This window comes from Gordonia sp. KTR9, from assembly GCF_000143885.2.
Lineage (GTDB): Bacteria > Actinomycetota > Actinomycetes > Mycobacteriales > Mycobacteriaceae > Gordonia.
On sequence record NC_018581.1, the window covers coordinates 4,325,990 to 4,351,444 of the forward strand.

Annotated in this window: 24 protein-coding genes; 9 read left to right on the forward strand and 15 right to left on the reverse strand. The window is 67.6% G+C overall.

Features of this window, described 5'->3' with window-relative positions; all coding sequences use genetic code 11:
- Positions 1–4: 4 nt before the first annotated feature.
- Positions 5–1,123, reverse strand: coding sequence for an HPP family protein (locus KTR9_RS20110; protein WP_014927892.1), 1,119 nt, complete (start codon positions 1,121–1,123; stop codon positions 5–7).
- A gap of 221 nt (positions 1,124–1,344) precedes the next feature.
- Between KTR9_RS20110 and KTR9_RS20115 the strand changes: the two genes are divergently transcribed.
- The 3 genes from KTR9_RS20115 (at position 1,345) to KTR9_RS20125 (ending at position 4,801) form a co-directional block, all read left to right on the forward strand.
- Complete coding sequence (locus KTR9_RS20115) at positions 1,345–2,859, forward strand: aldehyde dehydrogenase family protein (protein ID WP_014927893.1); 1,515 nt, start codon at positions 1,345–1,347, stop codon at positions 2,857–2,859.
- A gap of 62 nt (positions 2,860–2,921) precedes the next feature.
- A complete protein-coding gene (locus KTR9_RS20120) occupies positions 2,922–4,040 on the forward strand; it encodes an NDMA-dependent alcohol dehydrogenase (protein ID WP_044507161.1) in 1,119 nt (372 codons plus the stop codon).
- Between the two features lie 107 nt (positions 4,041–4,147).
- Positions 4,148–4,801, forward strand: coding sequence for a Pr6Pr family membrane protein (locus KTR9_RS20125; protein WP_010840514.1), 654 nt, complete (start codon positions 4,148–4,150; stop codon positions 4,799–4,801).
- Here KTR9_RS20125 and KTR9_RS20130 read toward each other — a convergent pair.
- The 5 genes from KTR9_RS20130 to KTR9_RS20150 form a co-directional block, all read right to left on the reverse strand.
- Complete coding sequence (locus tag KTR9_RS20130) at positions 4,798–5,445, reverse strand: TetR/AcrR family transcriptional regulator (RefSeq protein WP_014927895.1); 648 nt, start codon at positions 5,443–5,445, stop codon at positions 4,798–4,800. The two genes, KTR9_RS20125 and KTR9_RS20130, sit on opposite strands and share 4 nt — an antisense overlap.
- Before the next feature lie 8 nt (positions 5,446–5,453).
- A complete protein-coding gene (locus KTR9_RS20135; protein ID WP_010840516.1) occupies positions 5,454–6,626 on the reverse strand; it encodes an acyl-CoA dehydrogenase family protein in 1,173 nt (390 codons plus the stop codon).
- 75 nt (positions 6,627–6,701) lie between these two features.
- A complete protein-coding gene (locus KTR9_RS20140) occupies positions 6,702–7,862 on the reverse strand; it encodes an acyl-CoA dehydrogenase family protein (protein ID WP_014927896.1) in 1,161 nt (386 codons plus the stop codon).
- 86 nt (positions 7,863–7,948) lie between these two features.
- Positions 7,949–8,749 carry a TIGR03084 family metal-binding protein gene (locus KTR9_RS20145; RefSeq protein ID WP_014927897.1) on the reverse strand — a complete coding sequence of 267 codons (801 nt, stop codon included), beginning with the start codon at positions 8,747–8,749 and terminating at the stop codon, positions 7,949–7,951.
- 303 nt (positions 8,750–9,052) lie between these two features.
- Entirely contained in the window at positions 9,053–9,964 is a 912-nt protein-coding gene (locus KTR9_RS20150; protein ID WP_014927898.1) for a PaaI family thioesterase, read from the reverse strand.
- Between the two features lie 104 nt (positions 9,965–10,068).
- Between KTR9_RS20150 and KTR9_RS20155 the strand changes: the two genes are divergently transcribed.
- From KTR9_RS20155 to KTR9_RS20165, 3 genes are all read left to right on the forward strand, one after another.
- Positions 10,069–10,530 (forward strand): hypothetical protein, encoded by a 462-nt coding sequence (locus tag KTR9_RS20155; RefSeq protein ID WP_014927899.1) that lies wholly within the window; start codon positions 10,069–10,071, stop codon positions 10,528–10,530.
- Between the two features lie 103 nt (positions 10,531–10,633).
- Complete coding sequence (gene fadD1, locus KTR9_RS20160; protein WP_014927900.1) at positions 10,634–12,223, forward strand: fatty-acid--CoA ligase FadD1; 1,590 nt, start codon at positions 10,634–10,636, stop codon at positions 12,221–12,223.
- Entirely contained in the window at positions 12,220–13,338 is a 1,119-nt protein-coding gene (locus KTR9_RS20165) for a TIGR03857 family LLM class F420-dependent oxidoreductase (protein ID WP_014927901.1), read from the forward strand. Before fadD1 ends, KTR9_RS20165 begins: the two co-directional genes overlap by 4 nt.
- Positions 13,339–13,354: 16 nt before the next feature.
- Here KTR9_RS20165 and KTR9_RS20170 read toward each other — a convergent pair whose 3' ends face one another.
- Entirely contained in the window at positions 13,355–14,218 is an 864-nt protein-coding gene (locus tag KTR9_RS20170) for a mycofactocin-coupled SDR family oxidoreductase (RefSeq protein ID WP_014927902.1), read from the reverse strand.
- Positions 14,219–14,468: 250 nt separating this feature from the next.
- On the opposite strand from KTR9_RS20170, the gene KTR9_RS20175 reads away from it, so the two are divergent.
- The 3 genes from KTR9_RS20175 to KTR9_RS20185 all read left to right on the forward strand — a co-directional run bounded on the left by KTR9_RS20175 (position 14,469) and on the right by KTR9_RS20185 (position 18,216).
- On the forward strand, positions 14,469–15,521 hold the full coding sequence (locus tag KTR9_RS20175; RefSeq protein WP_014927903.1) for a phosphotransferase family protein: 1,053 nt from the start codon (positions 14,469–14,471) through the stop codon (positions 15,519–15,521).
- 3 nt (positions 15,522–15,524) lie between these two features.
- A complete protein-coding gene (locus KTR9_RS20180; RefSeq protein ID WP_044507164.1) occupies positions 15,525–16,523 on the forward strand; it encodes an NAD-dependent epimerase/dehydratase family protein in 999 nt (332 codons plus the stop codon).
- 298 nt (positions 16,524–16,821) lie between these two features.
- A complete protein-coding gene (locus KTR9_RS20185) occupies positions 16,822–18,216 on the forward strand; it encodes an IS1380 family transposase (RefSeq protein WP_014927905.1) in 1,395 nt (464 codons plus the stop codon).
- 226 nt (positions 18,217–18,442) lie between these two features.
- On the opposite strand, the gene KTR9_RS20190 is transcribed toward KTR9_RS20185, so the two are convergent.
- The 8 genes from KTR9_RS20190 to KTR9_RS20225 are packed head-to-tail and all read right to left on the reverse strand — an operon-like array spanning position 18,443 to position 25,415.
- Positions 18,443–19,351 (reverse strand): SDR family NAD(P)-dependent oxidoreductase, encoded by a 909-nt coding sequence (locus tag KTR9_RS20190; RefSeq protein WP_014927906.1) that lies wholly within the window; start codon positions 19,349–19,351, stop codon positions 18,443–18,445.
- Positions 19,348–20,616 carry a hypothetical protein gene (locus KTR9_RS20195; protein ID WP_014927907.1) on the reverse strand — a complete coding sequence of 423 codons (1,269 nt, stop codon included), beginning with the start codon at positions 20,614–20,616 and terminating at the stop codon, positions 19,348–19,350. The genes KTR9_RS20190 and KTR9_RS20195 overlap by 4 nt, the downstream gene beginning before the upstream one ends.
- Before the next feature lie 6 nt (positions 20,617–20,622).
- On the reverse strand, positions 20,623–21,168 hold the full coding sequence (locus KTR9_RS20200) for a hypothetical protein (RefSeq protein ID WP_044508149.1): 546 nt from the start codon (positions 21,166–21,168) through the stop codon (positions 20,623–20,625).
- 54 nt (positions 21,169–21,222) lie between these two features.
- The gene (locus KTR9_RS20205; RefSeq protein WP_004022803.1) at positions 21,223–21,414 is read right to left on the reverse strand and encodes a ferredoxin; all 192 of its coding nucleotides are present in this window, start codon (positions 21,412–21,414) and stop codon (positions 21,223–21,225) included.
- The gene (locus tag KTR9_RS20210; protein WP_014927909.1) at positions 21,414–22,781 is read right to left on the reverse strand and encodes a cytochrome P450; all 1,368 of its coding nucleotides are present in this window, start codon (positions 22,779–22,781) and stop codon (positions 21,414–21,416) included. The genes KTR9_RS20205 and KTR9_RS20210 overlap by 1 nt, the downstream gene beginning before the upstream one ends.
- A complete protein-coding gene (locus KTR9_RS20215) occupies positions 22,778–23,590 on the reverse strand; it encodes an SDR family oxidoreductase (protein ID WP_014927910.1) in 813 nt (270 codons plus the stop codon). The genes KTR9_RS20210 and KTR9_RS20215 overlap by 4 nt, the downstream gene beginning before the upstream one ends.
- Complete coding sequence (locus tag KTR9_RS20220; RefSeq protein WP_010840532.1) at positions 23,590–24,834, reverse strand: cytochrome P450; 1,245 nt, start codon at positions 24,832–24,834, stop codon at positions 23,590–23,592. Before KTR9_RS20220 ends, KTR9_RS20215 begins: the two co-directional genes overlap by 1 nt.
- Positions 24,834–25,415 carry a TetR/AcrR family transcriptional regulator gene (locus tag KTR9_RS20225; protein ID WP_035716876.1) on the reverse strand — a complete coding sequence of 194 codons (582 nt, stop codon included), beginning with the start codon at positions 25,413–25,415 and terminating at the stop codon, positions 24,834–24,836. The genes KTR9_RS20220 and KTR9_RS20225 overlap by 1 nt, the downstream gene beginning before the upstream one ends.
- Positions 25,416–25,455 lie beyond the last annotated feature (40 nt).

Sequence of the window (25,455 nt, forward strand, 5' to 3'; positions counted from 1 at the left end):
CCGGTTACTCCGGCACCGAGCTGGGCGGCAGCGGGTCCCGCAGCGTCCGCCGAGCGAGCGCCGCGATGAGGTCGGTCCGGGTGACGATGCCGACCAGGGTCCGGCCCCGCAGCACCGGAACCGCGTCGCATCCGCTCTCGGCGAGCAGCGGCAGCAGGGCGCCGACCGCCGTGCCCGGGGTCGCGACGGCCGGCTCCGGCGACATCACGTCCGCGGCGCGCAACTCGACCTCGTCGGGACGCATCAACCGGCGCACGAGATGGATCTGGAAGACAACCCCGGCGAACGTGCCCTCGCTCGAGATCACCGGAAGCGAGGTGAAGCCGTACTCGTCGAAGAGGGTCGCGACGTCCCGCAGCGGCGTCTCGGAGCCCACCGTCACCAGGTCGCGGGACATCACATCCGAGGCGGCGAGCGGACCCGCCCGATGCCCGGCGGCCTGGAGCTCTGCTGCCCCGATCAGGCGGGCGAGATCGGCGACGCCGAGGTTGAGCGACTGCTCGTAGCGATCGAGGAGACCGGTCAGTTCGTCTTCGTCGAGACCGAGCCGCGCCGCCGGCGGAGACGCGTCGTCGAACCGGCGATACGGATAACGCCGCCCGGTCAGCCGTGCGTATCCGGCGGCGAGGACGACCAGTAGGAGTGTGCCCGCGAGGACCGGCGCGAGGACGAACCGGAATCCCAGCGAGTGGATCGTCTCCGGACTGAGCGCGGCCGTCATCGCCACCGCGCCGGCGGGCGGATGCACCGCGTGGCACCCGATCATCAGGCCCACGGACAGGCCCACCGCCAGCGCCACCCGGAGGGCCGGCAGCGGGATGGTGGGGGTCGTCGCCACCCCCACGACGGCCGACACCACGTTGCCGACGGTCGCGGGCCACGGTTGTGCCAGCGGACTGTTCGGCGCGGCGAAGACGAGCACGGCGGTCGCCCCGAACGGCGCTATCAGGAAGAGCCCGAGTCGCAGGTCGACCCCCGACGCTGCGAGCACCAGGCCGACGAGTCCGAGCGCGACTCCGGCACCCGTCCCGGCCCGGATCGCCTCACGGACCGAGGGACCCCCGGCCACCGGGCCGAGGCCGCGCAGGCCGGCGCCGGCCCTGCCCGCTGGGCGCACGTTCACTCTGCTCCTCCGGGGATCCCAACTCTGAATCTGACTGACTCGTCGGCGTCTCACCGTAGCCATGCGGGCGCGCCCGGCCGCCGCGGCCCCTGTACAGCCCAGGTGTTCAGTTTCTGGACACGCCGGCGGCCCGGAACGGTGAGAGAAATAAGTCAGGTCGCATATGACCCAGATCACTCCAGGACACATCCCTGTCGACACCGTTCCGACCAGGAGGCCACATGACCGCCGTCGCACCCGACACCGCCCACCACACCGCCCTGCATCAGCGTGTCCGCGATTTCATCTCCGCCGACCGTCCCATGCTGATCGACGGCGAATGGGTGTGGTCGGCCTCGGGCCGCACCTTCGAGACCATCGACCCCGCCACCGCACGCCCGATCACCTCGGTCGCGCACGGCGACGCGGCCGACATCGACCTGGCGGTCCGCGCCGCACGCCGTGCTTTCGACGACGGCCCGTGGACCCGGATGAAGCCGAACGAGCGCGAACGCCTGCTCTGGCGGGTCGGCGACATCCTCACCGACCGCGCCGAGGAGTTCGGTCAACTCGAGGCGCTCGACAACGGCAAGGCGGCCACCATCGCCGCCGCGGTCGACACCAACTGGTCCGCCGACATCTTCCGCTACAACGCGGGGCTGGCCACCAAGATCACCGGGTCGACGGTCGACGTCTCGATGCCGTTCGTGCCCGGCGGCGAGTTCCACGCGTACACGCTGCGCGAACCGGTCGGGGTGTGCGGCCTGATCGTGCCGTGGAACTTCCCGCTGCTGATGGCCGCGTTCAAGCTGGCGCCCGCACTGGCGGCCGGCAACACCGTGATCCTCAAGCCTGCCGAGCAGACCCCGCTGACGGCCCTGCTCCTCGGCGAGGTGTTCACCGAGGCCGGCTTCCCGCCGGGTGTGGTCAACATCGTCACCGGGTACGGCGAGGCCGGAGCGGCGCTCGCCGCACACTCCGACGTCGACAAGATCGCGTTCACCGGTTCGACCGAGGTCGGCAAGAAGATCGTCGACGCCGCGAAGGGCAACCTCAAGAAGGTGTCGCTGGAGCTGGGTGGCAAGAGCCCCAACATCGTGTTCGCCGACGCGGACTTCGAGAAGGCGGTGGCCGGGTCGGTGGCGGCCTGGATGTTCAACCACGGCCAGTGCTGTGTCGCCGGGACAAGGCTTTTCGTCGAACGCCCCATCTTCGACGACTTCACCGCGGCTGTCGCCGAGGCCGCATCCCAGGCCAAGATCGGACCCGGCCTCGATCCGACGACCGAACTCGGACCGCTGGTCAGCCAGGAACAGTTCGACCGCGTCTCGGGGTATCTCGCGGCGGGCCTCGCCGACGGCGCACGGGCACTGACCGGCGGAAAACGTTGGGGCGATGAGGGTTTCTTCATCGAACCGACCGTGTTCGTCGACGTCGAGCCGAGCTTCTCGATCGTGCAGGAGGAGATCTTCGGTCCCGTCGTCGCCGCGATGCCCTTCGATGCCGACACCGGCGTCGCGGCCGCGGCCAACGATTCGATCTACGGACTCGCCGCGGGCATCTGGACCACCGACCTGTCCAAGGCGCATCGGACTGCCCGGCAGATCAAGGCCGGATCGGTGTGGGTGAACCAGTACAACGGTTTCGACACCGCGATGCCGTTCGGCGGCTACAAGCAGTCGGGCTGGGGACGCGAACTCGGATCGTCGGCCATCGAGCTCTACACCCAGACCAAGGCCGTCAACATCTCGCTGTGACCCACAGCGCATCTCCGCCCGGCCGCACGCCCCCTTCCCGTATACCCAAGGAGCACAACCTCATGTCTCTCACCACCAAGGCCGCCGTCCTCACCGCACCCGGAAAGCCCTTCGAGATCGTCGAACTCGACCTCGACGAGCCCCGCGAGGGCGAGGTGCTGATCAAGTACACCGCGGCCGGCCTCTGCCACTCCGACCTGCATCTCACCGACGGCGATCTCCCGCCCCGCTACCCCATCGTCGGCGGCCACGAGGGTTCGGGGATCATCGAAGCCGTGGGCCCCGGGGTCACCAAGGTGAAGCCCGGCGACCACGTGGTCTGCAGCTTCATCCCGAACTGCGGCACCTGCCGCTACTGCTCCACCGGTCGGCAGAACCTCTGCGACATGGGCGCCACCATCCTCGAGGGGTCGATGCCCGACGGCACGTTCCGGTTCCATTCCGGCAGCGATGATTTCGGCGCCATGTGCATGCTCGGCACCTTCGCCGAACGCGCGACTATCTCGCAGCACTCGGTGGTCAAGGTCGACGAGTGGCTGCCGCTCGACAAGGCGGTGCTCGTCGGCTGCGGCGTGCCCTCCGGCTGGGGCACGTCGGTATATGCGGGCGGTGTCCGTGCCGGCGACACAGTGGTGATCTACGGCATCGGCGGCCTGGGCATCAACGCGGTACAGGGTGCGGTCTCGGCGGGAGCCAAGCACGTCGTGGTCGTCGACCCGGTCGCCCTCAAGCGGGACACGGCGCTGAAATTCGGTGCGACACATGCATTCGCCGACGCTGCCGAGGCTGCGGAGAAGGTCAACGAGCTGACCTGGGGACAGGGCGCCGATCAGGCTCTGATCCTCGTCGGAACGGTCGACGCGGAGGTGGTGGCGAACGCGACCGCCGTGGTGGGCAAGGGCGGGACGGTCGTGATCACGGGTCTCGCCGATCCGACGAAGCTGACCGTGCAGGTCTCCGGTACCGACCTGACCCTGAACCAGAAGACGATCAAGGGCAGCTTGTTCGGGTCGGCGAACCCGCAGTACGACATCGTCAAACTGCTGCGTCTCTACGACGCCGGGCAGCTCAAGCTCGACGAACTCATCACGCAGACCTACACCCTCGACCAGGTCAACGACGGGTACCAGGATCTGCGGGACGGCAAGAACATCCGCGGGGTCATCATCCACGCGGAGTGAGACCCGGTCGGTTCGCCCGAGGTGTCGTCTCCCTCGGGCGAACCGGCCACCCATGTCGGCGAGCGATTCACCGGGTCACCTTGGTCGGAGGTGCTTGAATTGCTGACGTGACCGCAACCTGGTGGATACGTCTGCTCCGCATCGCCTTTGCCGCGCTCGGCATCAGCGCCCTCGTCTACCAGGCAGCGCTGCGCTACGGCGACGCCGGGTTCACCCTCGCCAACTTCTTCAGCTATTTCACGGTGCTGAGCAACATCTTCGCCGCGATCGTCCTGCTCGCCGGGGGCCTCCTCGCGCCCGGGACGCCGGTGTGGGAGTGGCTTCGCGGAGCGGCAACCACATGCATGGTCATCACCGGGATCGTCTACGCACTTCTGCTGCAGGGGATCGACGTCGACGTCACCTATGCCTGGGTGAACGACGTGCTGCACCGCGTCATCCCGCTGGTGATGCTCCTGGACTGGATCGTGGTGCGCGCCCGCCGACTACCGGAGCGCTCCTGGCTGACCTGGCTCGCGATCCCGTTCGTGTACGGCGTCTACACGCTGATCCGCGGGCCGATCGTGAACTGGTATCCCTACCCGTTCATCGATCCGCGCGAACAGGGCTATCTGTCGATGACGATCTCACTCGTCGTCGTGTTCGTCGGTATGGCGTTCATGTCGTTCGGTGTCTACTGGGCAGGCACCCGTGGCCGGCGACCCGGCCCGCCAGAGCCCGAACACCCGGACCCCGAACACCCCGCCTCCGAACGGGTCTAGCCCGGCCGGTCCGCGGACCCGGTCCCGAACGCGGCGACGAGCTGCGCCGACCATGTGTCGACGACCAGCGCGCGTCGTGCCGAATCGTCGGACAGCGTGTCCGCCAGACCCAGTCCGCGCGCCATGTCGAGTGTCGCCTGCACGAGCCGGTAACCGGTCTCGTCGTCCGGGGACACCCCCATCGCGGCCATGGTGCGCTGGTGAGCCGCCCGCGCGAACTTCGCCTCGAGCGGCAGGATGAGCCGCCGCAGTGCGGGATCGGACGCGGCGGCCGCCCACACCTGGAGTGCGGCCTTGAATTCGGTGCCGGTGTAGACGTCCACGGCCCTCCGCACGGCACGAATGACCCGGTCGGGGGTCACCTCGTCAGCCGGCTCCGACGATGCCCCGGGGTCCTGGCCGGCCGCACGCGTCATGTCCTCGAAGACCTGCTCGAGCGCCGCGGTGATGAGGGTCTCGCGCGTCGGGAAATGATGTTGCGCCGCGCCGCGGGACACGCCGGCGCGTTCGGCGACCGCGGCCACGGTCGCAGCGGCCCAGCCGTCCGCGGCCAGCGCGTCGATCGTCGACCGCAACAGGCGCTCGCGGGTCAGTCGCGAGCGTTCCTGTTGCGGTGAGCGGACATTCGCCGAGGATGCGGTCACCGCGGGCCTCAGTAGGACTTCGGCAGCCCGAGGCTGGTCTGCGCGACGAAGTTGAGGATCATCTCCCGGCTCACCGGTGCGATGCGGGCGATCCGGGCCAGACTCAGCATCGGCGCCAGTCCGTACTCGGTGGTCAGTCCGTTGCCGCCCAGGGAGTGCACGGCCTGGTCGACGACCTTCACGCAGGCCTCGGCGGCCGCGTACTTCGCCATGTTGGCCGGTTCGGCGGCGCCCCAGTCGTCGCCGGCGTCGTAGAGGGTCGCGGCCTTCTGCATCATCAGCTTGGCCATCTCGAGTTCCACCTTGCCCTGCGCGAGCGGATGCGCGATCGCCTGGTGCGCGCCGATCGGCGTCTTCCAGACCGTGCGCTCCTTGACGTACGACACCGCCTTGTCGAGCGCGAAGCGGCCCATCCCGACGGCCGACGCCGCGGCCATGATCCGTTCCGGATTGAGTCCCGCGAACAGCTGACTGAGTGCGGCGTCCTCGGAGCCGACGAGCGCGTCGGCCGGTAGCCGCACGTCGTCGAGGAAGAGCTGGAACTGCTTCTCCGGGTTCTGCAGTTCCATGTCGATCATGGTGTACGAGAAGTTCTCGGAGTCGGTGGGGACGATGAAGAGCGCGGGCTTGAGGTTGCCGGTCTTGGCGTCTTCGGTGCGTGCGACGATCAGCACCGCCTGAGCCTGGTCGACGCCGGAGATGTAGACCTTCTGGCCGGTGAGCAGCCAGTCCGAACCGTCCCGGCGGGCCGTGGTGGTGATCTGGTGGGAATTGGAGCCGGCATCGGGTTCGGTGATCCCGAACGCCATCGTGATCGACCCGTCGGCGAGACCCGGCAGCCAGCGTTGCTTCTGCTCGTCGGTGCCGAACCGCGCGATCACGTTGCCGCAGATGGCCGGTGAGACGACGAGCATGAGCAGTCCGGTTCCCGACGCGGCGATCTCCTCCATCACGATCGCGAGCTCGTACATCCCGGCACCGCCCCCGCCGTACTCCTCGGGGAGATTGACCCCGATGAAGCCGAGCTTGCCCGCTTCGGCCCACAACTCGTCGGTCTTACGGCCGGTTCGCGCGCACTCGCGGAAGTACTCCTGTCCGTACTTCGCCGCCAGTCCGGCGACCGCGGCGCGCAGTTCGGCTCGTTCGGTGGTCTCCACGAACGGATTGGTGTCCACGGTCATCTCGATACTCCCTGTCAGTCGTCGATGAGGTTCGTCGGCGGAACGGTCCCGCGGGCGGGCGTTCCGGCGGGCCGGTCAGGCCTGGTAGCCGAGCCGCTTGGCGGCCAGTCCGTTGAGGATCTCGGTGGTGCCGCCACCGATTCCGATGATGCGCATGTCGCGGTACTGCCGTTCGACCTCGGTGCCGGTCATGTAGCCGAGGCCGCCGTGCAGCTGAACGGCTTTGTTGGCCACCCACTCCCCCGCCTCGACCGCGGTGTTCTTCGCGAAACACACCTCGGCGATGAGGTCGTCGGTGGAGCTGACCTTGCGCTCCACGAGAGCGCGTGTGTAGGTCCGCGCGATGTCGATGCGCCGGGCCATCTCGATCAGCGTGTCCTGCACCGATTGCCGGGCGATGATCGGCTTGCCGAAGGTCTCCCGATCACGCGCCCACTGCAGGGTCAGGTCGAGACACCGTTGTGCGCTGGCGTAGGCCTGGACCGCGAGGCCGGACCGTTCGGTGACGAAAGCCGTGGCGATCTGGGCGAATCCGGAGTTCTCGGGTCCGACGAGATTGCCGACCGGCACCCGGGCGTCGACGAAGGACAGTTCGGCGGTGTCGGAACTGCGCCAGCCCATCTTGTCCAGCTTGCGGGTGACGGAGAAGCCGGGCGTCCCCTTCTCGACGACCAGCAGCGAGACACCGCCTGCCCCGGGACCTCCGGTGCGGACGGCGACGACGACGAAGTCGGCCCGGACCGCGGAGGTGATGTAGGTCTTCGAACCGTTGACGACGTACTCATCCCCGTCGCGCTCGGCCTTGGTCGTCAGATGACCGACGTCGCTGCCACCGCCCGGCTCGGTGATCGCCAGGCTCCCGATCTTCTCGCCCGCCAGCGTCGGCCGCACCCAGCGGTCGATCTGGTCGGGGTCGCCGGCCGCGATCAGATGCGGCAGCGCGATGCCGTGGGTGAACAACGACGCGAAGACGCCGCCGGCCGCACCGGCGTAGTGCAGTTCCTCGCCGAGGATCGTGCTGTCGATCAGGTCGCCGCCGGAGCCGCCCACCTCCTCGGGAACCCCGAGCCCGAACAGGCCCAGTTTGGCTGCCTCGACGTGCAGTTCACGCGGGATCGCTCCGTCCCGCTCCCAGTCGTCCTGGTGCGGGAGGATGTGCTTGTCGACGAATCGCCGCACAGTGGAACGCAATTCGAGACGTTCCGGTGTCTCCCAGATCGGGTTGGCGATGGGCATCGTGTTCTCCTGTCGGGACTGCGTGCGATCGGTGATTCGACGGCGATCGGTCTCTGTCCGTCGGGCCTCGGCGGGGTCGGGGCGTCTCAGCGCCCGCGTGGTTCGCGACCCGGTCCGGGCGGCCCCGCGAAACACTGTGCGATGCCGGACCATTCGACCGCGGCGGAGCCGGAGAGTTCGAGGTCGAGGTCGGCGAGTGCGCGCCGCTGCGTGACCAAGAGGCAGAAGTCGAGCGCCGGTCCTCGCACGCTGTTCGACGCGTCCGCCGGCCCCCAGGTCCACAGTTCACCCGACGGCGCGGTGAGCGCGTAGTGGAAGGGCTCGGCGGGCGGGGTCCGGCCGTTGATCACGTACGCGAAGTCGCGGGTGCGCACACCGATGTGCGCGACCCCGCGAATCCGGTCGGTGGGCGGCAGGGAAACACCGAGGGCATCGGCGACGTCGAGGCCGTGTGCCCAGGTCTCCATGAGTCGCGCGGTGGCCATCGACGCCGCGGACATCGGCGGGCCGAACCATGGGATCTTGACGCCGGCGGGAACCTCACGCAGGGCGTCGGCGAGACGCTCACGCGCGGCTCGCCACCCGGCGAGGATCTCCCCGACCGGTGCGGCCGCGCCGGCCTCGGCCGCGTCGTCGACGAAGGTCGCCACGCTGTCCGCCGCCTCGCCGAGAAGTTCGGCGAAGCGATCGGGATCGGTGGCCGCGACAGCGGCGACCTCATCGGTCCACGCCAGATGCGCGATCTGGTGGGCGACGGTCCATCCCGGCGCGGGTGTCGGCGTGGCCCAGCCCGCGTCGTCGAGACCGGCGACCACCGCGTCCAGCTGCGCGGATTCGGCCTCTAGATCGGCGACGACGCCGATCACGGCGGTGCGTCCATCAGACATGCGATCACCCTCACATACGAGCGCAGAAGAAATCAAGCGTGCTTGATTGTTTCTGTAGCCCACCGCCTGTAGAGCAGGCAGCCCCACCGCTCGTCGATCGACGCTCCCACCGCTGGTTGAGCCGGCACCGAGCGAAGCGAGGCGCCGAGTCGAAGCCACCTGGCGACCCGAGCACGAGAAAGTGACCTCGACGGACGCGGCGGCCTCGCTACGCTCGGTCGACGCTGCTCGGCCAGCAGGAGCACCACGCGGCCTCACTACGCTCGGTCGACGCTGCTCGGCCAGCCCGAGACCCAGCTGCGGTCAGCGGTAGTGGATGTCGACCGTGGCCCGGCTCAGCAGGACGTCGTCGTAGGAGGTCATCGTCGCCTCGAAGGACGAGATGCGCCTGCCGAGCTTGATCGGCGTCACCTCGACCACCACTTCACTGCCGTCGACAGCAGGTGAGCGGTAGAAGCCGATCGCCATGTCCCCGATCGAGTACTCCTGGCCGGCACCGGCGTGGAGATGTCCGGCGAACGACGCGGCCTGACCGACGATCGTGGCGATGACACCGCCGTGCATGGTGCCGAACATGTTGCCCATCCAGGGTTCGGTGGCACTGCGGAAGCGGATACCGGACTCGCGGTCGGAGGTACCGTCGATGACCTCGACGCGGCCGTTGAGCATGTCGGTGAGCGGGCCGGGTTCGCGCACCTTCGACGCGATCTCGTCGACGACGGCACGCCCGGACAGCGTGGCCGGTATCGGTTCGGGCAGTGCGGGCTCGTCCGCGTCGACGCACCGCGGCGTCGCCATGCCCGGCTCGGCGGCCGATGTGGCCCCGGTCGTGACACGACCGACTCGGACGTTGCGCGCAGTCCCCACACAGCACAGATCCCCGGCTCCGGTGCGGATCTCGACCGTCGTCGAGCCCCACCCGTCGTCGTGCATGACCACCTCGGCGCGCGCCGCGAGCAAATCCCCGATGCCCGCACGCCCGTGACTCGACATCGACAGGCGCGCCTGGAGGGTCGCCGCGTCGGGGTCGCCGTGGGCGAGCAGGAACGGGATGCCGCCGCAGTGGTCGAACAGCACCGCGAGGGCCGGCACCTCGATCAGTCCGCGATGATCAACGAAACGCGTGCACAGCTGCTGCGAGGCACGTACCCACGATTCGGACACGGCGATGTCTCCGACGTGAAATGCGGACAGGGGGTCGTGCGGCTCGCTCATGAAAACTCTTCTATCAGCGATGTGCAGCCGATTTCACAGTGGAGAGTCGAATCTCACTCCCGTAGTCTGGGCCTCGTACGTGTCCAAAGTGACGGGAGAGACAGATGCGACGCAAGACTGTGGCAACAATCGGGGCGATTGCGGCAGTGGGAGCGTTCGGAGCCGGAGCGGGCACCGCCGTTGCGGAACCCGCTGAGCGGCCGCTCAGCGTGGAGCAGATCCCCAATGCCGGCGTCACCGTCGGCTCCCAGGGCGTCACCGGCGGATTCGTGGCGAGCATTCTCGCCTCGGCCACCGAACCCGGGGTCACGCGAATCTCACTCGACACCACTCCCACCGAGGCCTGCGCCACCAACCTCAAGGACGCACGCGTCGGGATCACCTGGAAGAACACCTCGTCCGGGACATCCGGGGACGAGGTCTTCGCGGCATGCACTGACGGGCGCCCGTCGGACGGCGTCGCCGTCGCCACCGGGGCGGGCTCGGTCGAGTTCACGACGACGATTCTCGGCAAGGGTGACCAGACCTTCACGGTCGTGCCGGGCAGCGGATCGTTCACCCGCTGATCCTTCAACGTTCTTCCCCGGGGCGGAGCGGGCTCTCCAGAACCGAGTAGACAATTCTGCAAATCTGTACACACGTGGGGTGAACACGTTCTAGATTTGCCGCATGGCCGAGACAGTCACCCAGCTCCTGCAGGCACGCGCCGACGACGACAACCTCGCGATCACCTTCGAGGGCCGGCAATGGACCTGGCGCGAGTACATACGCGATGCCGAGCGGGCGGCGTCGGCGATCCTCGGGGTCGCCGACCCGCAGCGCCCACTCCACGTGGGGGCACTGCTCGGGAACACCCCGGACATGCTGATCGCTCTGGCCGCCGGCGCACTGGGCGGATACGTGACGGCGGGGATCAACAACACCCGCCGCGGTGACGGCCTCGCCGCCGACATCCTGCGCGCCGACTGCCAGATCCTCCTCACCGACGCCGAACACCGACCGCTCCTCGACGGCCTGGAGCTACCCGGCGTGACGGTGCTGGACACCTCCACCCAGCAGTGGACCGACATGATCTCCGGCGCAGGCGAACTGACGCCCCATTCGGTACCCGGGGCGATGGACACGTTCATGCTCATCTTCACCTCGGGCACCAGTGGCAATCCCAAGCCCGTCCAGTTCGCGCATCTGATGATGCCGTTCGCCGGCCCGGTGCTCGCCGACAAGTACGACATCGGCCCCGGCGACGTGTGCTACCTCTCGATGCCCCTGTTCCACAGCGCCGCACTCATGGGTGGCTACTGCGTGGCGCTGTGCGGTGGTGCAGCGATCGCACCGGCCAAGTTCTCCGCCTCGACTTTCCTCGACGACATCCGCCGCTACAACGCGACATACATGAACTACGTCGGCAAGCCGCTCGCCTACATCCTGGCGACCGAGGAGAAGCCCGACGACGCCGACAACCCACTTCGGGTGGCGTTCGGCAACGAGGCCACCGACCGCGACATCGACGACTTCTCCCGCCGTTTCGGTTGCACCGTGTGGGACGGATTCGGCTCGACGGAACTGGCGATCATCATCACCCGAGAGCCCGGCACCCCGCACGGTTCGATCGGCAAGGGCTTCCCGAATGTCGCCGTGTACAACTCGTCGACGCTGACCGAGTGCCCGCGGGCCGAATTCGACTCCAATGGCGCACTTCTCAACGCCGACGACGCGATCGGCGAGCTGGTGAACATCGAGGGCGGCGGCATGTTCATGGGTTACTACAACGACGCCGACGCCACGAGCGAACGACTCCGCCACGGGATGTACTGGTCGGGCGACCTGGCCTACAAGGACTCCGACGACTGGATCTACCTGGCCGGCCGAACCGGCGACTGGATGCGCGTCGACGGCGAGAATCTCGCTGCCGGTCCGATCGAACGCGTGCTGCTGCGTGTTCCGGAGATCAATCGCGTTGCGGTCTACGCCGTTCCGGACGAACACGTCGGCGACGCGGTGATGGCCGCGGTGGTCCTGCAGGACGGCGTCGAACTCACACCGGAGTCCTTCGCCGAACAGCTTGCCGCGCAACCGGACCTGTCACCGAAGGCGTGGCCGACCTACGTCCGGATCGAGGACGACCTCCCGACGACCGCGACGAACAAGATCCTGAAACGGACCCTCAAGGCCGAGGGCGCCACGCCCGGATCGGGCCGACTCTGGGTTCGCGAAGCCCGGACCCGCGTGTACCGGCAAGCGGTGGCCGCACAAGCATGACCTCGCCCGCGGCGGTGTCGTCTCCCGATTCGACCGCACACCAGACACTTCCCGAGATCGGTTACTACGCCCTGTCCCGGCATCCGGTCGATCCCGCCGAGCTCGCCGACGAGGCGCGGCTGGCCGATCACGAGGGCTTCGGCGCCGCCTTCGTCTCCGAGCGCTTCAACGTCAAGGATGCCGCCGTGCTCGCGGGAGGTCTGGCAGCGGCGACCCGCCGCATCGGCGTCGCCACGGCCGCGACCAACCACAACACCCGTCATCCCATCATCACCGCGTCCATGGGCGCCACGTTGTCGGCGATGACAGGTGGGCGGTTCGCACTCGGCCTCGGGCGCGGATTCGCCATGCAGTGGCAGGTTCTCGGCGTCCCCGATGTCACGAGTGCCCAACTCACCGACGCGGCTTCGGTGTTGCGCACCCTCTGGCGGGGCGAGATGGTCCTCGGGCACGACGGACCGCTCGGCGCCTACGACTACCTCAACCTCGGGGTCGTCGTCCCACCGGTTCCCATCCTGCTGGTGACCATGTCGCCCAACACCTTGCGTCTCGCCGGACGAATCGCGGACGGGGTGGTCCTGCACACCTTCTTCTCCGACGCCGCCACGACCGCTGCGGTCGAGACGGTGCGAGGGGCGGCCGAGGAGGCCGGCCGGGACCCGGCTTCGGTGCGTATCTGGTCTGTGGTGGCGACCGTTCCCGATCAACTCGCCGAGGACGATCGGCTGCGTCGCCTGTACGGCCGGCTCGCGACCTATCTCCAGGGGTATCCGGATGTTCTCATGCGCGCCAATGGTTGGCACCGAGAGGATCTCGACCGGATCAGGGAGAGTCCGGCTTTCGCCGGCGCACGCGGACCGATCGACGCCACCGCGACCGCTGACGAACTCACACAGCTCGCCGAGGTCATCCCGGCGTCCTGGGTCGCCGACAGCGCGGTCGGGACCGCCGCGCGCTGTGCGGCCACCGTGGCTCGGCAGTTCGACCTCGGTGTCGACTCGGTCATCATGCACGGCGCCGCACCGTCGGAACTGTTGCCGGTACTGAGTGCGTATCGCTCGATCCGGCCCGCCAGGCGACAGCTGCCCGTGAACCCGGGTTCTGTTGCGGGGTGACCTGATCGGCGCACGCTCAGTCGGGCACGCCGGGCGGAACCGAGTTGAGCAACGCGCCAGCCTCCACCCGAAGCTGCTGACCGGTCACATACCGCGCAGCATCGGACACCAGGTAGAGGACCGCCTCGGTGACGTCCTCGGGTGCGAGCAGATCCACCGGCATCGCGTGCAGCGAGGCGAAGACATCCTTGACGTCCGCGTAGTCCGGCTTCTCCAGGTCGGGACGGAACAACCGGTAGATCTCGTCGTGGTGCACCATCGCGGTGTCGACGTTGCCGGGATGAATCGCGTTGACGCGGATGCCTTTCGGCGCCAGATGTCGTGCGAGGTCGTTGACGAGTCGCGCCACCGCCCGTTTCGAGTGGCCGTACCCGCCCGCACCCGGTCCGGCCTGCGCGGACTCGAACGACGGCATGAACGCGGCCATCGACCCGATGCAGACGATCGACGCACCGGCCTCGAGGTGAGGCAACGACAGCTCGAGGGTGTTGATCACGCCACCGAGGTTGACCGCCACGGTGTTCATCCATGTGACCGAGGGACTCTCGGGTCCGAGGGCGCTGATCCCGGCGTTGGCCACGACGATGTCGAGCCTGCCGAATTGCGCCACGGCATCGTCGATCGCGGCTTGCAGCGCATCGCGGCTGCGGACATCGGCGATCTTGGCGATCACCCTGCGGTCCGTGGCGTCGACCATCTTGGCGGTCTGCTGCAGGTCATCCGGAGTGCTCATCGCGTAGTTGACCGTGGTGATCTGATCGCAGATGTCGATCGCGATGATGTCGGCGCCCTCTTCGGCCATCCGCACGGCGTGGCTGCGGCCCTGGCCGCGCGCCGCGCCCGTCACGAGGGCGACCTTTCCGTCGAGTCTGGTGTTCACTCGCCCTTCCCCTCTCCCGGCGACCGCGACTCGGGTCACCGCATCTGCGCGCAGCCTAGTCGAGCACGATCCGTCTTGTGGCGGAATGGATTTGCTGCTCTCGGAGCCGCCGTGAGGCAAGAACCCACCACACACCGAAACCGTCGTCCGCCTCCCTGGACACCAGTCCATTTCCTCGGTAGTGTCGCGACCAGCGGCCTGGGTGAGCCCGGTCACATCGGCCCTATCCGTACCGCTGAACCGAAAGGGCGTGACCGTGCCGGACACCGTCGGAATCCCCACCCGCGTAGACGAACTCAGCCCGGAGTGGTTGACCGCGTTTCTCGCCGCCAACGGACACGACGTCCACATCGGCTCGGTCCGGACCGAGCCGGTCGGCACCGGGCAGATGGCCGGGTCGTATCGGCTGCATCTCGACCACGAGAACGCAGCGGCGTTGCCCGACACGGTCATCGCAAAACTCGCCACCGGAACACCGGACCAGCGCGAGTTCGGATCCGGGGTGTTCCGCAACGAGGTGCGGTTCTACCGCGACCTCGCCTCCTCGTTCACTGTCCCCATACCCACCTGCTTCGCCGCGACGATCTCTGATCCGGGCACCGAGTTCGTTCTCCTGCTCGAGGACATGGGCGCCGCTGTGCAGGGTGACCAGATCGCCGGCTGCACACCGGCGCAGGCCGAGTCGATCGCCGTCGCGGCCGCCGGCCTGCACGCTCCCCGATGGAACGATCCGGCCCTTCTGGCCGACATGCCGTTGCCCACCGACGCCGACCGGGAGGTGATGGAATCGATCCTCGCTCCGATGGCCGAGGTGTACCGCGAACGCTTCTCCCCCGACGGCCCGTCGTCGGCGGCCGTCGACTGGCTCGTCCGCGAGGCCGGTGGGTGGCTGGTCGCCCCGCTGGACAACGCCGCCCTGATCCACGGCGACCTCCGCGTGGACAACGTCCTGTTCGGACCCTCCGGGGAGGTCACGGTGATCGACTGGCAGACGATCACCACCGGTAATCCGCTGCGCGACATCGCCTTTCTCCTGAGCACCAGTCTGAGCACCGACGATCGGCGCCGGCACGAGCGCGGCATCGTCGCCTCGTACCATCGAGCACTGACGATCGCAGGCGTCAGCGGTTACACGCTCGACGAATGCTGGGACGACTACGTCGGAAACCTCATCCAGGCCCCGCTGATCATCGTGTTCGGCTCCGCGGCGGCGCAACCCACCGAGCGGGGCAACGCGATGTTCGACGCGATGCTGTCCCGGAGCGCGGCGGCGATCGACGACCTCGCGCCCGGAGGACTCTGAACCGTGCCGTCACTCGTCATCGGAGGCAACGGGTTTCTGGGTTCCCGTCTCGTGCGGCAGCTCGTGGAGGCGGGTGACGACGTGCGAGTGCTGACACGACCCACCAGCGACCTCCGTACCCTGGCCGGTCTCCCCATCGACCACGTGACGGGCGACCTCTTCGACGCCGACGCGGTTGCTCGAGCGATGAACGGGTGCGACGTGGTGTTCCACTGTGCGGTCGACACGCGCGCGTGGCTGCGCGACCCCGCACCGCTGTACCGGACGAATGTCGAAGCCCTGCGCTCGGTGCTCGACGTCGCGGCTCGGATGCCACTGCGGAAGTTCGTGTTCACCAGCACCGCGGCGACCATCGGCCGGGTGGACGGCCGTCAAGCGACCGAGGACGACGAGTTCAACTGGGCCGCGCGGGCTCCTGAGTATGTGAAGAGCCGCGTGGCCGCCGAAGCTCTGGTGGTGAACCGAGCGCAGGACGGCGCGGTGCCCGCGGTCGCGATGTGCGTCGCCAACACCTATGGCCCCGGCGACTGGCAACCCACCCCGCACGGCGCGTTCGTGGCGGGCGCGGCGCTGGGCAGGTTGCCGTTCACCGTTCGCGGTTGTCGCGCCGAGTCGGTCGGCATCGACGACGCCGCGCACGCGCTCCTCCTCGCCGCGGACCGCGGCGAGGTCGGCGAACGCTACATCGTCTCCGAGAGATCCATCGACACCGGTGAGATCGTAGCCATCGCAGCCGCGACCGCAGGCCGGCCGGCCCCGCGTCTGGTTCTCAACCGCGCCGCGCTCTACACCTTCGGGGCAGTGGGTTCCACGTGGGCGGCGCTGACCCGCAAGCCGGTGCAGTTGACGATCCCCTCGGTCCGGTTGATGCACTTCATGTCCGAGATGGACCACGGCAAGGCCGAACGCGACCTCGGCTGGCAACCACGCCCGGTGACCGAGGCCATCGCCGACGGTGCCCGGTTCTGGCTCGAACGCCGCGTCGCGCGCCGCGCTGTTTGAGCGGCACCCCTGAGGTGAGAGAACCGCAAGCGACAACCCCACCGCTCCCAGAGGTGCGAGGAGCGCAAGCAACAACCCACCACTCCCTGAGGTGCGAGGAGCGCAAGCGACGAGCCACGAAGGGTCCCCCAAGGCGCCTCGTCAGACCCTTCGTGACGCTCGCAAGCTCGCTCCTCAGCCTGGATATTTCATGGGTTTGTGGGGTTGTCGGCGTGTGAATACGCGAAAGTGCCTGTCTGCCAGTGGATTATTGAATCACCACAAGACAATGATCCTGGCGCAGAGAGGCACTTCGCACGTGAAGCATAACCGCTACCCACATCTGGTTGTCGATACCGACCGCAGCGAGTCACTGACCAGCACCACCGGCGCGGTCCTGCTCCGCAAAACCATGCAGATCGCCGGTCTCGATACCGCCCTGACCACTGCGTTGATGCCGTGGACAACCTCGCGCACCGTGCACCACCCCGCCAAAGTGCTGCTCGACCTCGCGACCGCGGTCGCCGTGGGCGGTGACTGTGTGTCTGATCTGGCGATCGTGCGCGCCCAACCCGCCCTGTTCGGCACCGTCGCCTCAGACCCGACAGCCTCTCGCCTGATCAACACACTCGCCGAGGACTCCACCGCAGCCGTGGCCGCCATCCGCCAGGCCCGCGCACACTGCCGAGAACGCGTGTGGGCGCGGCGACGGCCCCTGGACGGACGACCGGGCAGCTTCGACGGCGGGCAGGTCATCATCGATCTCGACGCCACCACCGTGACCGCGCACTCGGACAAAGAACACGCCGAAATCAACTACAAACGCCAGTACGGCCACGCCCCGATGTGCGCACTGCTCGATCACGGCCAGTACGGCACCGGTGAACCACTCATCTGCGACCTCCGCCGCGGCGGCGCCTCACCCCAAGGCGCTGACCTGCACATCACCACGCTGAGCGCCGCGTTGGACCAGCTACCGGCCGGTGAACGCGGCCAGGTACTCGTCCGCACCGACGCCGCGGGATGTTCCAAAGAGTTCCTGGGCCACATCACCGACGCCGGATTGCAGTACTCGATCGGCTACATCGTCTCCGACACCATCAAAACCGCACTCGCTCACCTACCCGAACAGGCCTGGCAACCAGCCATCGACACCCACGGTGAACCTCGACTCGACGCCCACGTCGCCGAGCTGACCAGCACGATCCCCGCCCCGGCCCACGCTGATGCCCCCTCATGGCCGGCAGGGATGCGCGTCATCGTCCGCCGCGAGTACCCCCACTCCGGGGCCCAACTACGGCTGACCGATATCGATGGCCGCCGCTACACCGTGTTCGCCACCAACACCCGCGGCACCGGCTGGACGCTACCCACCCTCGAACTACGCCACCGCCAACGCGCCCGCGCCGAGGACCGCATCCGCAACCTCAAAGACACCGGACTGGCCAACCTGCCGTTCCAGGCGTTCACCAAAAACCAGATCTGGCTGGAAATAGTCTGTCTGGCAACAGAACTACTCGTGTGGACCCAAACCCTGTGTTGGGACCCTCACGCCACAATCCGCCGATGGGAACCCAAACAACTACGCCTACGCATCCTCGCCGTGGCCGGGCGCATCATCCACTCCGGACGACGCCAACTCCTGCGACTACCCACTAACTGGCCCCACCTCAAAGCCATCACCACCGGCTGGACCGCACTACACACCACCTGAGCACCCCAACAACCACGCACTCAGTCACTGCAGCCCCACCCCCCGACAAACCAGGACCCGAAGAACCGGCCACACACGCCGGAACCCCCGCACGCCCACACCACAACCCCACCAAGCCCAACCCTCACGTGAAAGATCCAGGCTCAGGGAGCGGAAGGGGTCACCGCTAGCTCCTCAGAGAGCGGGGTCACCGCTCACTCCTCAGAGAGCGGGTGACGCGACCCGCTCAGGGCGAGGCAGGCCCGGCCAGGATGCCGGCGAGCTCGTCGAGGCTGTAGGGCGAGGTGTCCTTGTGGTCGCGGTAGGCCACGAAGCTCGCCTGCTGCGACTCGAAGCGACCGATGAATCCACCGGCCGCACTGAAGATCTCACCGGTGATGTGTTCGGCCGCGTCACCGGCCAGGAACACGTACAGCGGCGCGACGTACTCGGGTGGGGCGGGATCGAGAGCAGCGTCGCGCGTGAGGTCGTCGAGTATCCCGCGGCGATGGAGTCCTTCGATGTGGGCGATGTAGTCCTCACCGGAGGACAACCGCGACTTCGCACCGGGCATCACCACGTTGACACGCACCCGGTGGTCCCGAAGGTCGGCGGCCGCGGCGAGAGCGAGCGCATTGACACCGCCCTTGGCGGCGGGGTACCCGCTGCCGCCGAACATTCCGAGTGACGCTGCCGAACCGGTCAGGACGATCGACCCGGAACCCTGCTCGACGAACACCCGCCCGGCAGCTTGCAGCAGGTGGAACGCACTCATCAGGTGGGCGTCGACCTGGGCACGGAACTCGTCCGGGGTGATCGTGAGGACCGTCGAACCGGACGGTTCGGCGATCCCGGCACAGTTGATGGCGATGTCGAGGGCACCGAATTCCGCCAGTGCCGTCTCGACCATCGTCTGGGCCACTCCGTCGTCACCCGCGGAGCCGGGGACGCCCACGGCGTAACCCCCGCCCCCGCGGATCTCGGCGACCGTGTCGGCGACCGCCTGCGGGTCGCGTCCGTTGACCACGACCGAGACCCCCTGGCCGGCCAGCGCGTACGAGACCGCGAGACCGATGCCCCGCGTGGCCCCGGCGACCACGGCGACCCGGCCCCCGAGTCCAGCGCCGCCGGGTGACCAGCCACCGCCGGAGGTCACGCCGAGCTGCCCACCGGCGTGATCGGGATCGACCGCCCGCGGTCGACGAACTCGAAACTGGCTCCCCCGCTGAATCGTGCGACGGCCACCTCGCCGTATTCCTTTCGCGGACTGTCCGTCTTGACGATCCGGACGACCAGATCGCCGCCGGCCTCCGTCGCATCCGCGACTGCGAGATACGGGTCGACGGCGGTGGCCGCGGCCTGGAGCGGCTCGACGTGATCGGCGTCCAGGATCGACACCCAGCCGCCGTCGGTCATCGCATCGGATTCTTGCGGGATGCGGACGACGACGGTGTCCCCGTCGGCCTCGGCGGTCAGTCCCGTGTACTGGACCGGGCCGAAGCACGGGTGCAGGGCGAGTACCCCGGCGAGACCTGCGGCGTCGGCGGACAATCCGAGCGCGACGCGAATCCGGTCGGCGGCGAGCCCGGCGATGCCGGTCAACTGCTTGCGGAAGATCTCGGTGGCCTGCGCCTCGCTCTCGGCGGACCTGCGCAGACTGACGAGGAAGCCCAGCGACAGCAACTGGTGTTGCAGCGCAACCTCTTCGGCGACGCGGACGAGGGCCGATGTCGACCATTCCGCGAACTGGAGGTCCTCGACGAGCGGGCCGCGGTAGTCGACCCAGCCGTCGGTCTCCGTGGTGTCGATCGGCGACAGGACCAGCTGCCCGGCCCGGGTGCCGAACATGTCCACGGAGTCCGGGGGCAGCGGCAACTCGTCACGATCCGGCTCGATCGTGACCGTCCACTCGCAGTGCGGCGTTCGATCGACCGGCCGGCGCGGTGGCCGATGGACCGGCCGGATCCGCGCCCGCCGATTGGTGGCGATGGCCGTCGCGTCGAAAGTGGGGTCCTCGATGTCATGGCACATGGTCGTCACGTAGTCGTCACCGAGAGGTTCGACGTCGAGCAATGCGCCGCAGTGATCGAGGACGAACGAACCGTGGTACTCGTCGTCGATGCGGTAGCGGAAGTCCATGAACTGTGGTGGCGCGCCGATGTCGAGCTGCAGGCACTTGAACATGTCCTCGACGCCGTCGCCGTCGATCCCGAGGGCGGTGCGCATCCGGTGCGTGTAGACCGGGCTCGCCGCCATCCACTCCTCGATGGCGACCTTGCCCATCACGTCCCGGCCGAAGGCACTGATGAGGTGAGCCATCCCGCTGCGGTCGATCATCTGACCCGACAGCAGCAGTTCGGGTACGAGAACGGCGAGCTGATCCTGACTCAGACCTTGGTAGGCCGGGGCTGTGGAAGTCATCTCAGGTCACCAGAACTTGACCGGGGCCTTGCCGAAGTCGTACCACCCCGGCAGGTTTCCCGGCGCCGACTTCTCCACCCGCTTCAGCATCGGCTCGCTCATCGCGTTGTTCTTAATCATCTCGATGAACAGCGCCGACACGTTCCCGTAGTCGAAGAAGTCGCGCTGCCAGCGGAACTGGAAGTTCCCGCCGTACTTGAACCAGCTGCCCTGGATACCCTCCAGTGCGTAATGGCTGCCGTCCTCGCGCGTGCCCTCGTAGATCTGCTTCCAGAGTCCGATCATGTCGCCGGTCTGGTCGTCGATCACCCACGCCTGGTAGGGATATTCCCACCCCTGCAGGCCCTCCATCTCCTGGCCGAGGGCTAGCTCGCGGATCTCCTCGCGACCCACGGCCATGAAATCCTTCTCAGGGCCGTAGTTCCACCCGTAGGTGGCGTCCTCGGTGTAGAAGTCGGCTAGGGGTTTCCAGTCCCCCGCTTTCTCGGCCTCGATGTTGGCGGCGAGCCACCGCTCCTTCATCTCGTCGAGTTCCGCACGGTCAAAAGACATGTCTTCCACCTTCATTCGGTCGTTCTGGTATTGCGAGGGCGACGTGTTCAGAACTCAGCCCTCGATGATCCGGAGGGCTTGCGTCGGGCAGTAGTGCACGCCGGCCTCGACCTCGGCGCGCTGGGATTCGTCGGGGGTCGCGTCGAGGATCTCGACATGGTCGGTGTGCGCGGCGAAGACCTCAGGCGCCTCGAGCTCGCACATCCCATGCCCCTGGCAGAGGTCCAGGTCCACCTCGACGCGCATCAGGCGTCCTGACGCTTGCGGTAGGCGACGCGGCAGGGCTGCTGCAGTTGGACCACCATCTTCGAGTGGTCGTTGCGGTAGCTCTCCGGGGGCTGCAGCATCTCGAACTCATAGTTCTGGAAGAGCACCGAGAAGATCGCCTTCAACTGCATGATCGCGAATTGCGCGCCGACGCAACGATGGCGGCCGGCGCCGAAGGGAATCCAGGTCCACCGGTTGACCAGGTCCTCCTGCCGCGGCTTGTCGTAGCGGTCCGGGTCGAAGCTGTCTGCGCCGGGGAAGTCCTCGGGCAGCCGGTTGGAGATCGCCGGCGAGACGGCGATCGACTGTCCGGCCTTGACCTCGAAGTCCTCGACGTGGAAGTCGTGCTGCACCACTCGCATGAGGATGATCAGCGGTGGGTGCAACCGAAGCGCCTCTTTGAGTGCATTCTCGAGCTGCGGCATCTGACGGGTGTGCGCGAAGGTGTACTCCGGACGTTCACCGGGCGGCGTCTCGCCGTAGATCTCGTCGAGCTCGTCGTACACCCGTCGCATGTAGTCGGGGTTGCGCAACAGTTCGATGAGGGTCCACGCGGCGGTGCCCGACGTCGTGTGGTGGCCGGCGAACATCATCGAGATGAACATGCCGGTGACGGTGTTCGCGTCGAATCCGACCTGGACCAGGACGTCCATCAGGTCGCGATCTTCCTTGTCCTCGGTCGGATTCGCGATCCGCTCGTCCATCACGCCCTGGATGAACTCGACCAGCTCGGCCCGGGCCTCGTCACGTTTGCGGAAGCTCTCGATGTCGGCCTTGTAGTCCACGTACGCGATCGGGTCCGTGCCCTTCTCCAGGTCGTGGAACAGGTGCGCGATGTGCCCGTTGAGCCGCTCCCGGAACTTCCGCCCGATGAGGCACGACGACGACGTGTAGAGAGTCAGCTCGGCGAAGAAGTCGAGGAGATCGATCTCCCCCTCGTCACCCCACCCCGCGATGATCCGCTCGACCTCGTTCGGGATGGTCACCGCGTGCTGCTTCATGTGTGCGCCCTTGAGCGCCGAGTTGTGGATCGCCTTGGACCGCTCCTCGGGGCTCGTGTCGAACACGACGCCTTCGCCGAAGACCGGCGTCATGAACGGGTAGGCGGCGGCCTGGTCGAGATCCTCCTCGGGCGCGCGGAAGAACTCCTCGTTCGCGGCCGACCCCGAGACCAGCACCACCTCCCGATCGGCGAGCTGGAACAAGCCGACGTCCCCGCACTCCTCGCGGACGCGCCAGAACAGCGAGATCGGGTCGGTCGCGAGTTCGTCGAGATGTCCGTGTTCGCCCTCGCCACCCGAGACGCGATTCGGTTGTCTCAGGCCTGATTCGGTGATGGCGGTCATTTGTCCGTCCCCTTCTCCTGTGCTGCCTGTCGTTTCTTGTCGCTGACCGCGCCTTCGGCCTCCACCTCGACCGACCGCATGTGCGCGCCGCGCGGCATGGACACCATGGCCGCGACGGCCTGCGCGATGTGTTCGGGCGAGAGGAAATTGCCGTGGCGGGCCAGACCGTGTGTGATCCAGTCGTTGAGCATGTGTTCGGTCGTCGTCGGATCGAGGTTCATCCCCATGCCGGTGAGCGTCTGCCCGGGGCGGACGACCCCGGCCCGCACACCGGTGCCCTCGAGTTCGAGCTGAATGGTCGCAACGAGCCCGTCGATACCGGATTTCGCGGCGACATACGCCGACGACCAGGGTCGCGGATGAATCGCCACATCGGACCCGATGAACACGAAATCACCTCGGGCGCGCTCGATCATGCCACCGATGACCGCGCGGTAGATCCGGTAGGCGCCGGTGAGATGGATGTTGATCTGGTCGGCGAAATGGTCGGTCCCGGTCTCATAGGAGAGCCCGACCGCGAGGTCGCCGGCGCCGGCGACGACGATCTCCAGCGGCCCCAGAGCGGCCTCGGCCTTCGCCACACAGTCGAGCACGGACTGTTCGTCGGTGACGTCCAACGGCACCGCGACGGCCTCGCCGCCCCGCGCCGTGATCGTGTCGGCCAGTTCCTGCAGCTTGTCCACCCGGCGGGCCGCGAGGGCAACGGGATGACCGGCGGTGGAGAGGAATTCGGCAGTGGCGGCACCGATGCCCGACGACGCGCCGGCGACGAGGACCGGTCGCCGCTCGGGATGGGGACGGAAGGCCATCAGCGCACCGTCACCTTCACCGGGAGTTCGGCGAAGCCGCGCACGTTCACCGAATGGACCCGGACCGCCTTGTCGGCGTCGATGTCCACCGCCCGGATCGATTTGACGACCTCGGTCAGGCCGATGTTCGCCTCCAGGCGTGCGAGGTGCGCACCGAGACAGAAGTGCGCTCCCAGCCCGAAGCTCATCAGGGCCTGGCCGCAGTCGCGGCCGATCTCGTACCGGTCGGCATCGGCGCCGAACACCTCGACGTCGCGATTCGCCGAACCGACGAGGAGGAGCACTCGATCGCCCGCCGGGATCACGAAGTCGCCGTACGGGGCGTCCTCGACCACCCGTCGCACGACGATCTGCGTCGAGTTGTCGTAGCGCAACGTCTCCTCGGTCCAGTCCGGGACGACGACCTCCGGGTCGGCGAAGACCTTCGCGAGTTCGTCGGGATTGCGCCAGCCCCAATACAGGGCGTTGGCAAGGAGTTTGGTCGTGGTCTCGTTGCCCGCCACCACCATCAGGACCATGAAGCCGACGATCTCGTCCTCGGTGAGCCGTGTCTTCTCGCCGGTCTCGTCGTCGTCGATCTCGGCCGCGATGAGGGCCGAGACCAGATCCTCGCCGGGGTTCTTGCGGCGGTCGGCGATGAGCTCCGAATAGTAGTTGTGCAGTTCGATGTAGGCGTAGACCGCCGCCTCGGGGAGGTCGAGGTCGCCGTCCTCGCGGTGGAGGAGCAGGTCGGACTGATGGCGCAGCCTGGTGCGATCGGCCTCGGGGACACCCAGCAGCTCGGACACCACGTCCATCGGGAGCAGCGCGGCGAAGTCGTGGACGAAGTCGAACTCCCCCTTGTCGAGACACTTGCTCCAGTGCTGGTGCGTGAGGGCGGTGATCCGGCCGGTGAGTTCGTTGACCCGGCGAGGCGTGAAACCCTTGGAGACCAGTTTGCGGATGCGCATGTGTTTGGGGTCGTCCATGGCGAGGAAGGACATCGACTTGTGTGCGTCGGGACCGTACGCCGAGGGGTCCATCGACACGCCCCAGCTGTTCGAGAGTCGTTGTGTGTCACGGAAAGCCGCACGGACGTCGGCATGTCCGGCCAATGCCCAGAAGTCCATCCCGCTGTGGTAGTACACCGGCGATTCCGTCCGGAGGCGGTGATAGGTGGGGTACGGATCCTCGTGGAAACCATAGGCATACGGGTCGAAGGGGAGTTCGTGCTCCATTCCCGACACCGTCGTCGATTCGGTCATCACTTCTCCATCAGTAGATGTGCGGCTGCGACAAGACGTTCGGAGGTCTGCTCGTAGGTCATGTGCCCCATGCCGGCGTAGACCAGGCCGCCGGAGTAGATCATCTCCAGGGTGTCCAGGAGCGGGCCCGGATTCTCCGGGTCCTCTTCGAGTGCCGCGGCGAGGCGACGTCGGATGAAAGCACCGATTCGCACGCGCAGGTGTTCGACGTCGGGATCACTGCCCAGCAGGGCCACCGTCACCGCACCGCCCAGTTGCCCCTCGCCGGCCACGACCAGCGCGACCTCGCGGAGCACCTGCGCGACGCGCTCGCTCCGTGGCGCAGCGGGATCCGGCTCCAGCACGCCGGCCGAGAGGCGACGCCAGAACACCTCGGCGACCAGGTGACTCTTCGACGAGAAGTAGGTGTAGGCGGTGGCCGGCGCGACCCCGGCGATCTTGGCCACCGTCCGCACGGTGAGACCGTCGAAACCCTCTGCGTTCAGCACATCGACTGCGGCATCGGTGAGGCGAGTGACCGTTTCCGCCTGCTGCTGGGTCAGCCTGCGGCGAGTGGATTCCTGAGACACGGGGCTGGACATGTGAGCCACGCTACACTAGCTTTGAACGCGAGTCCAGACA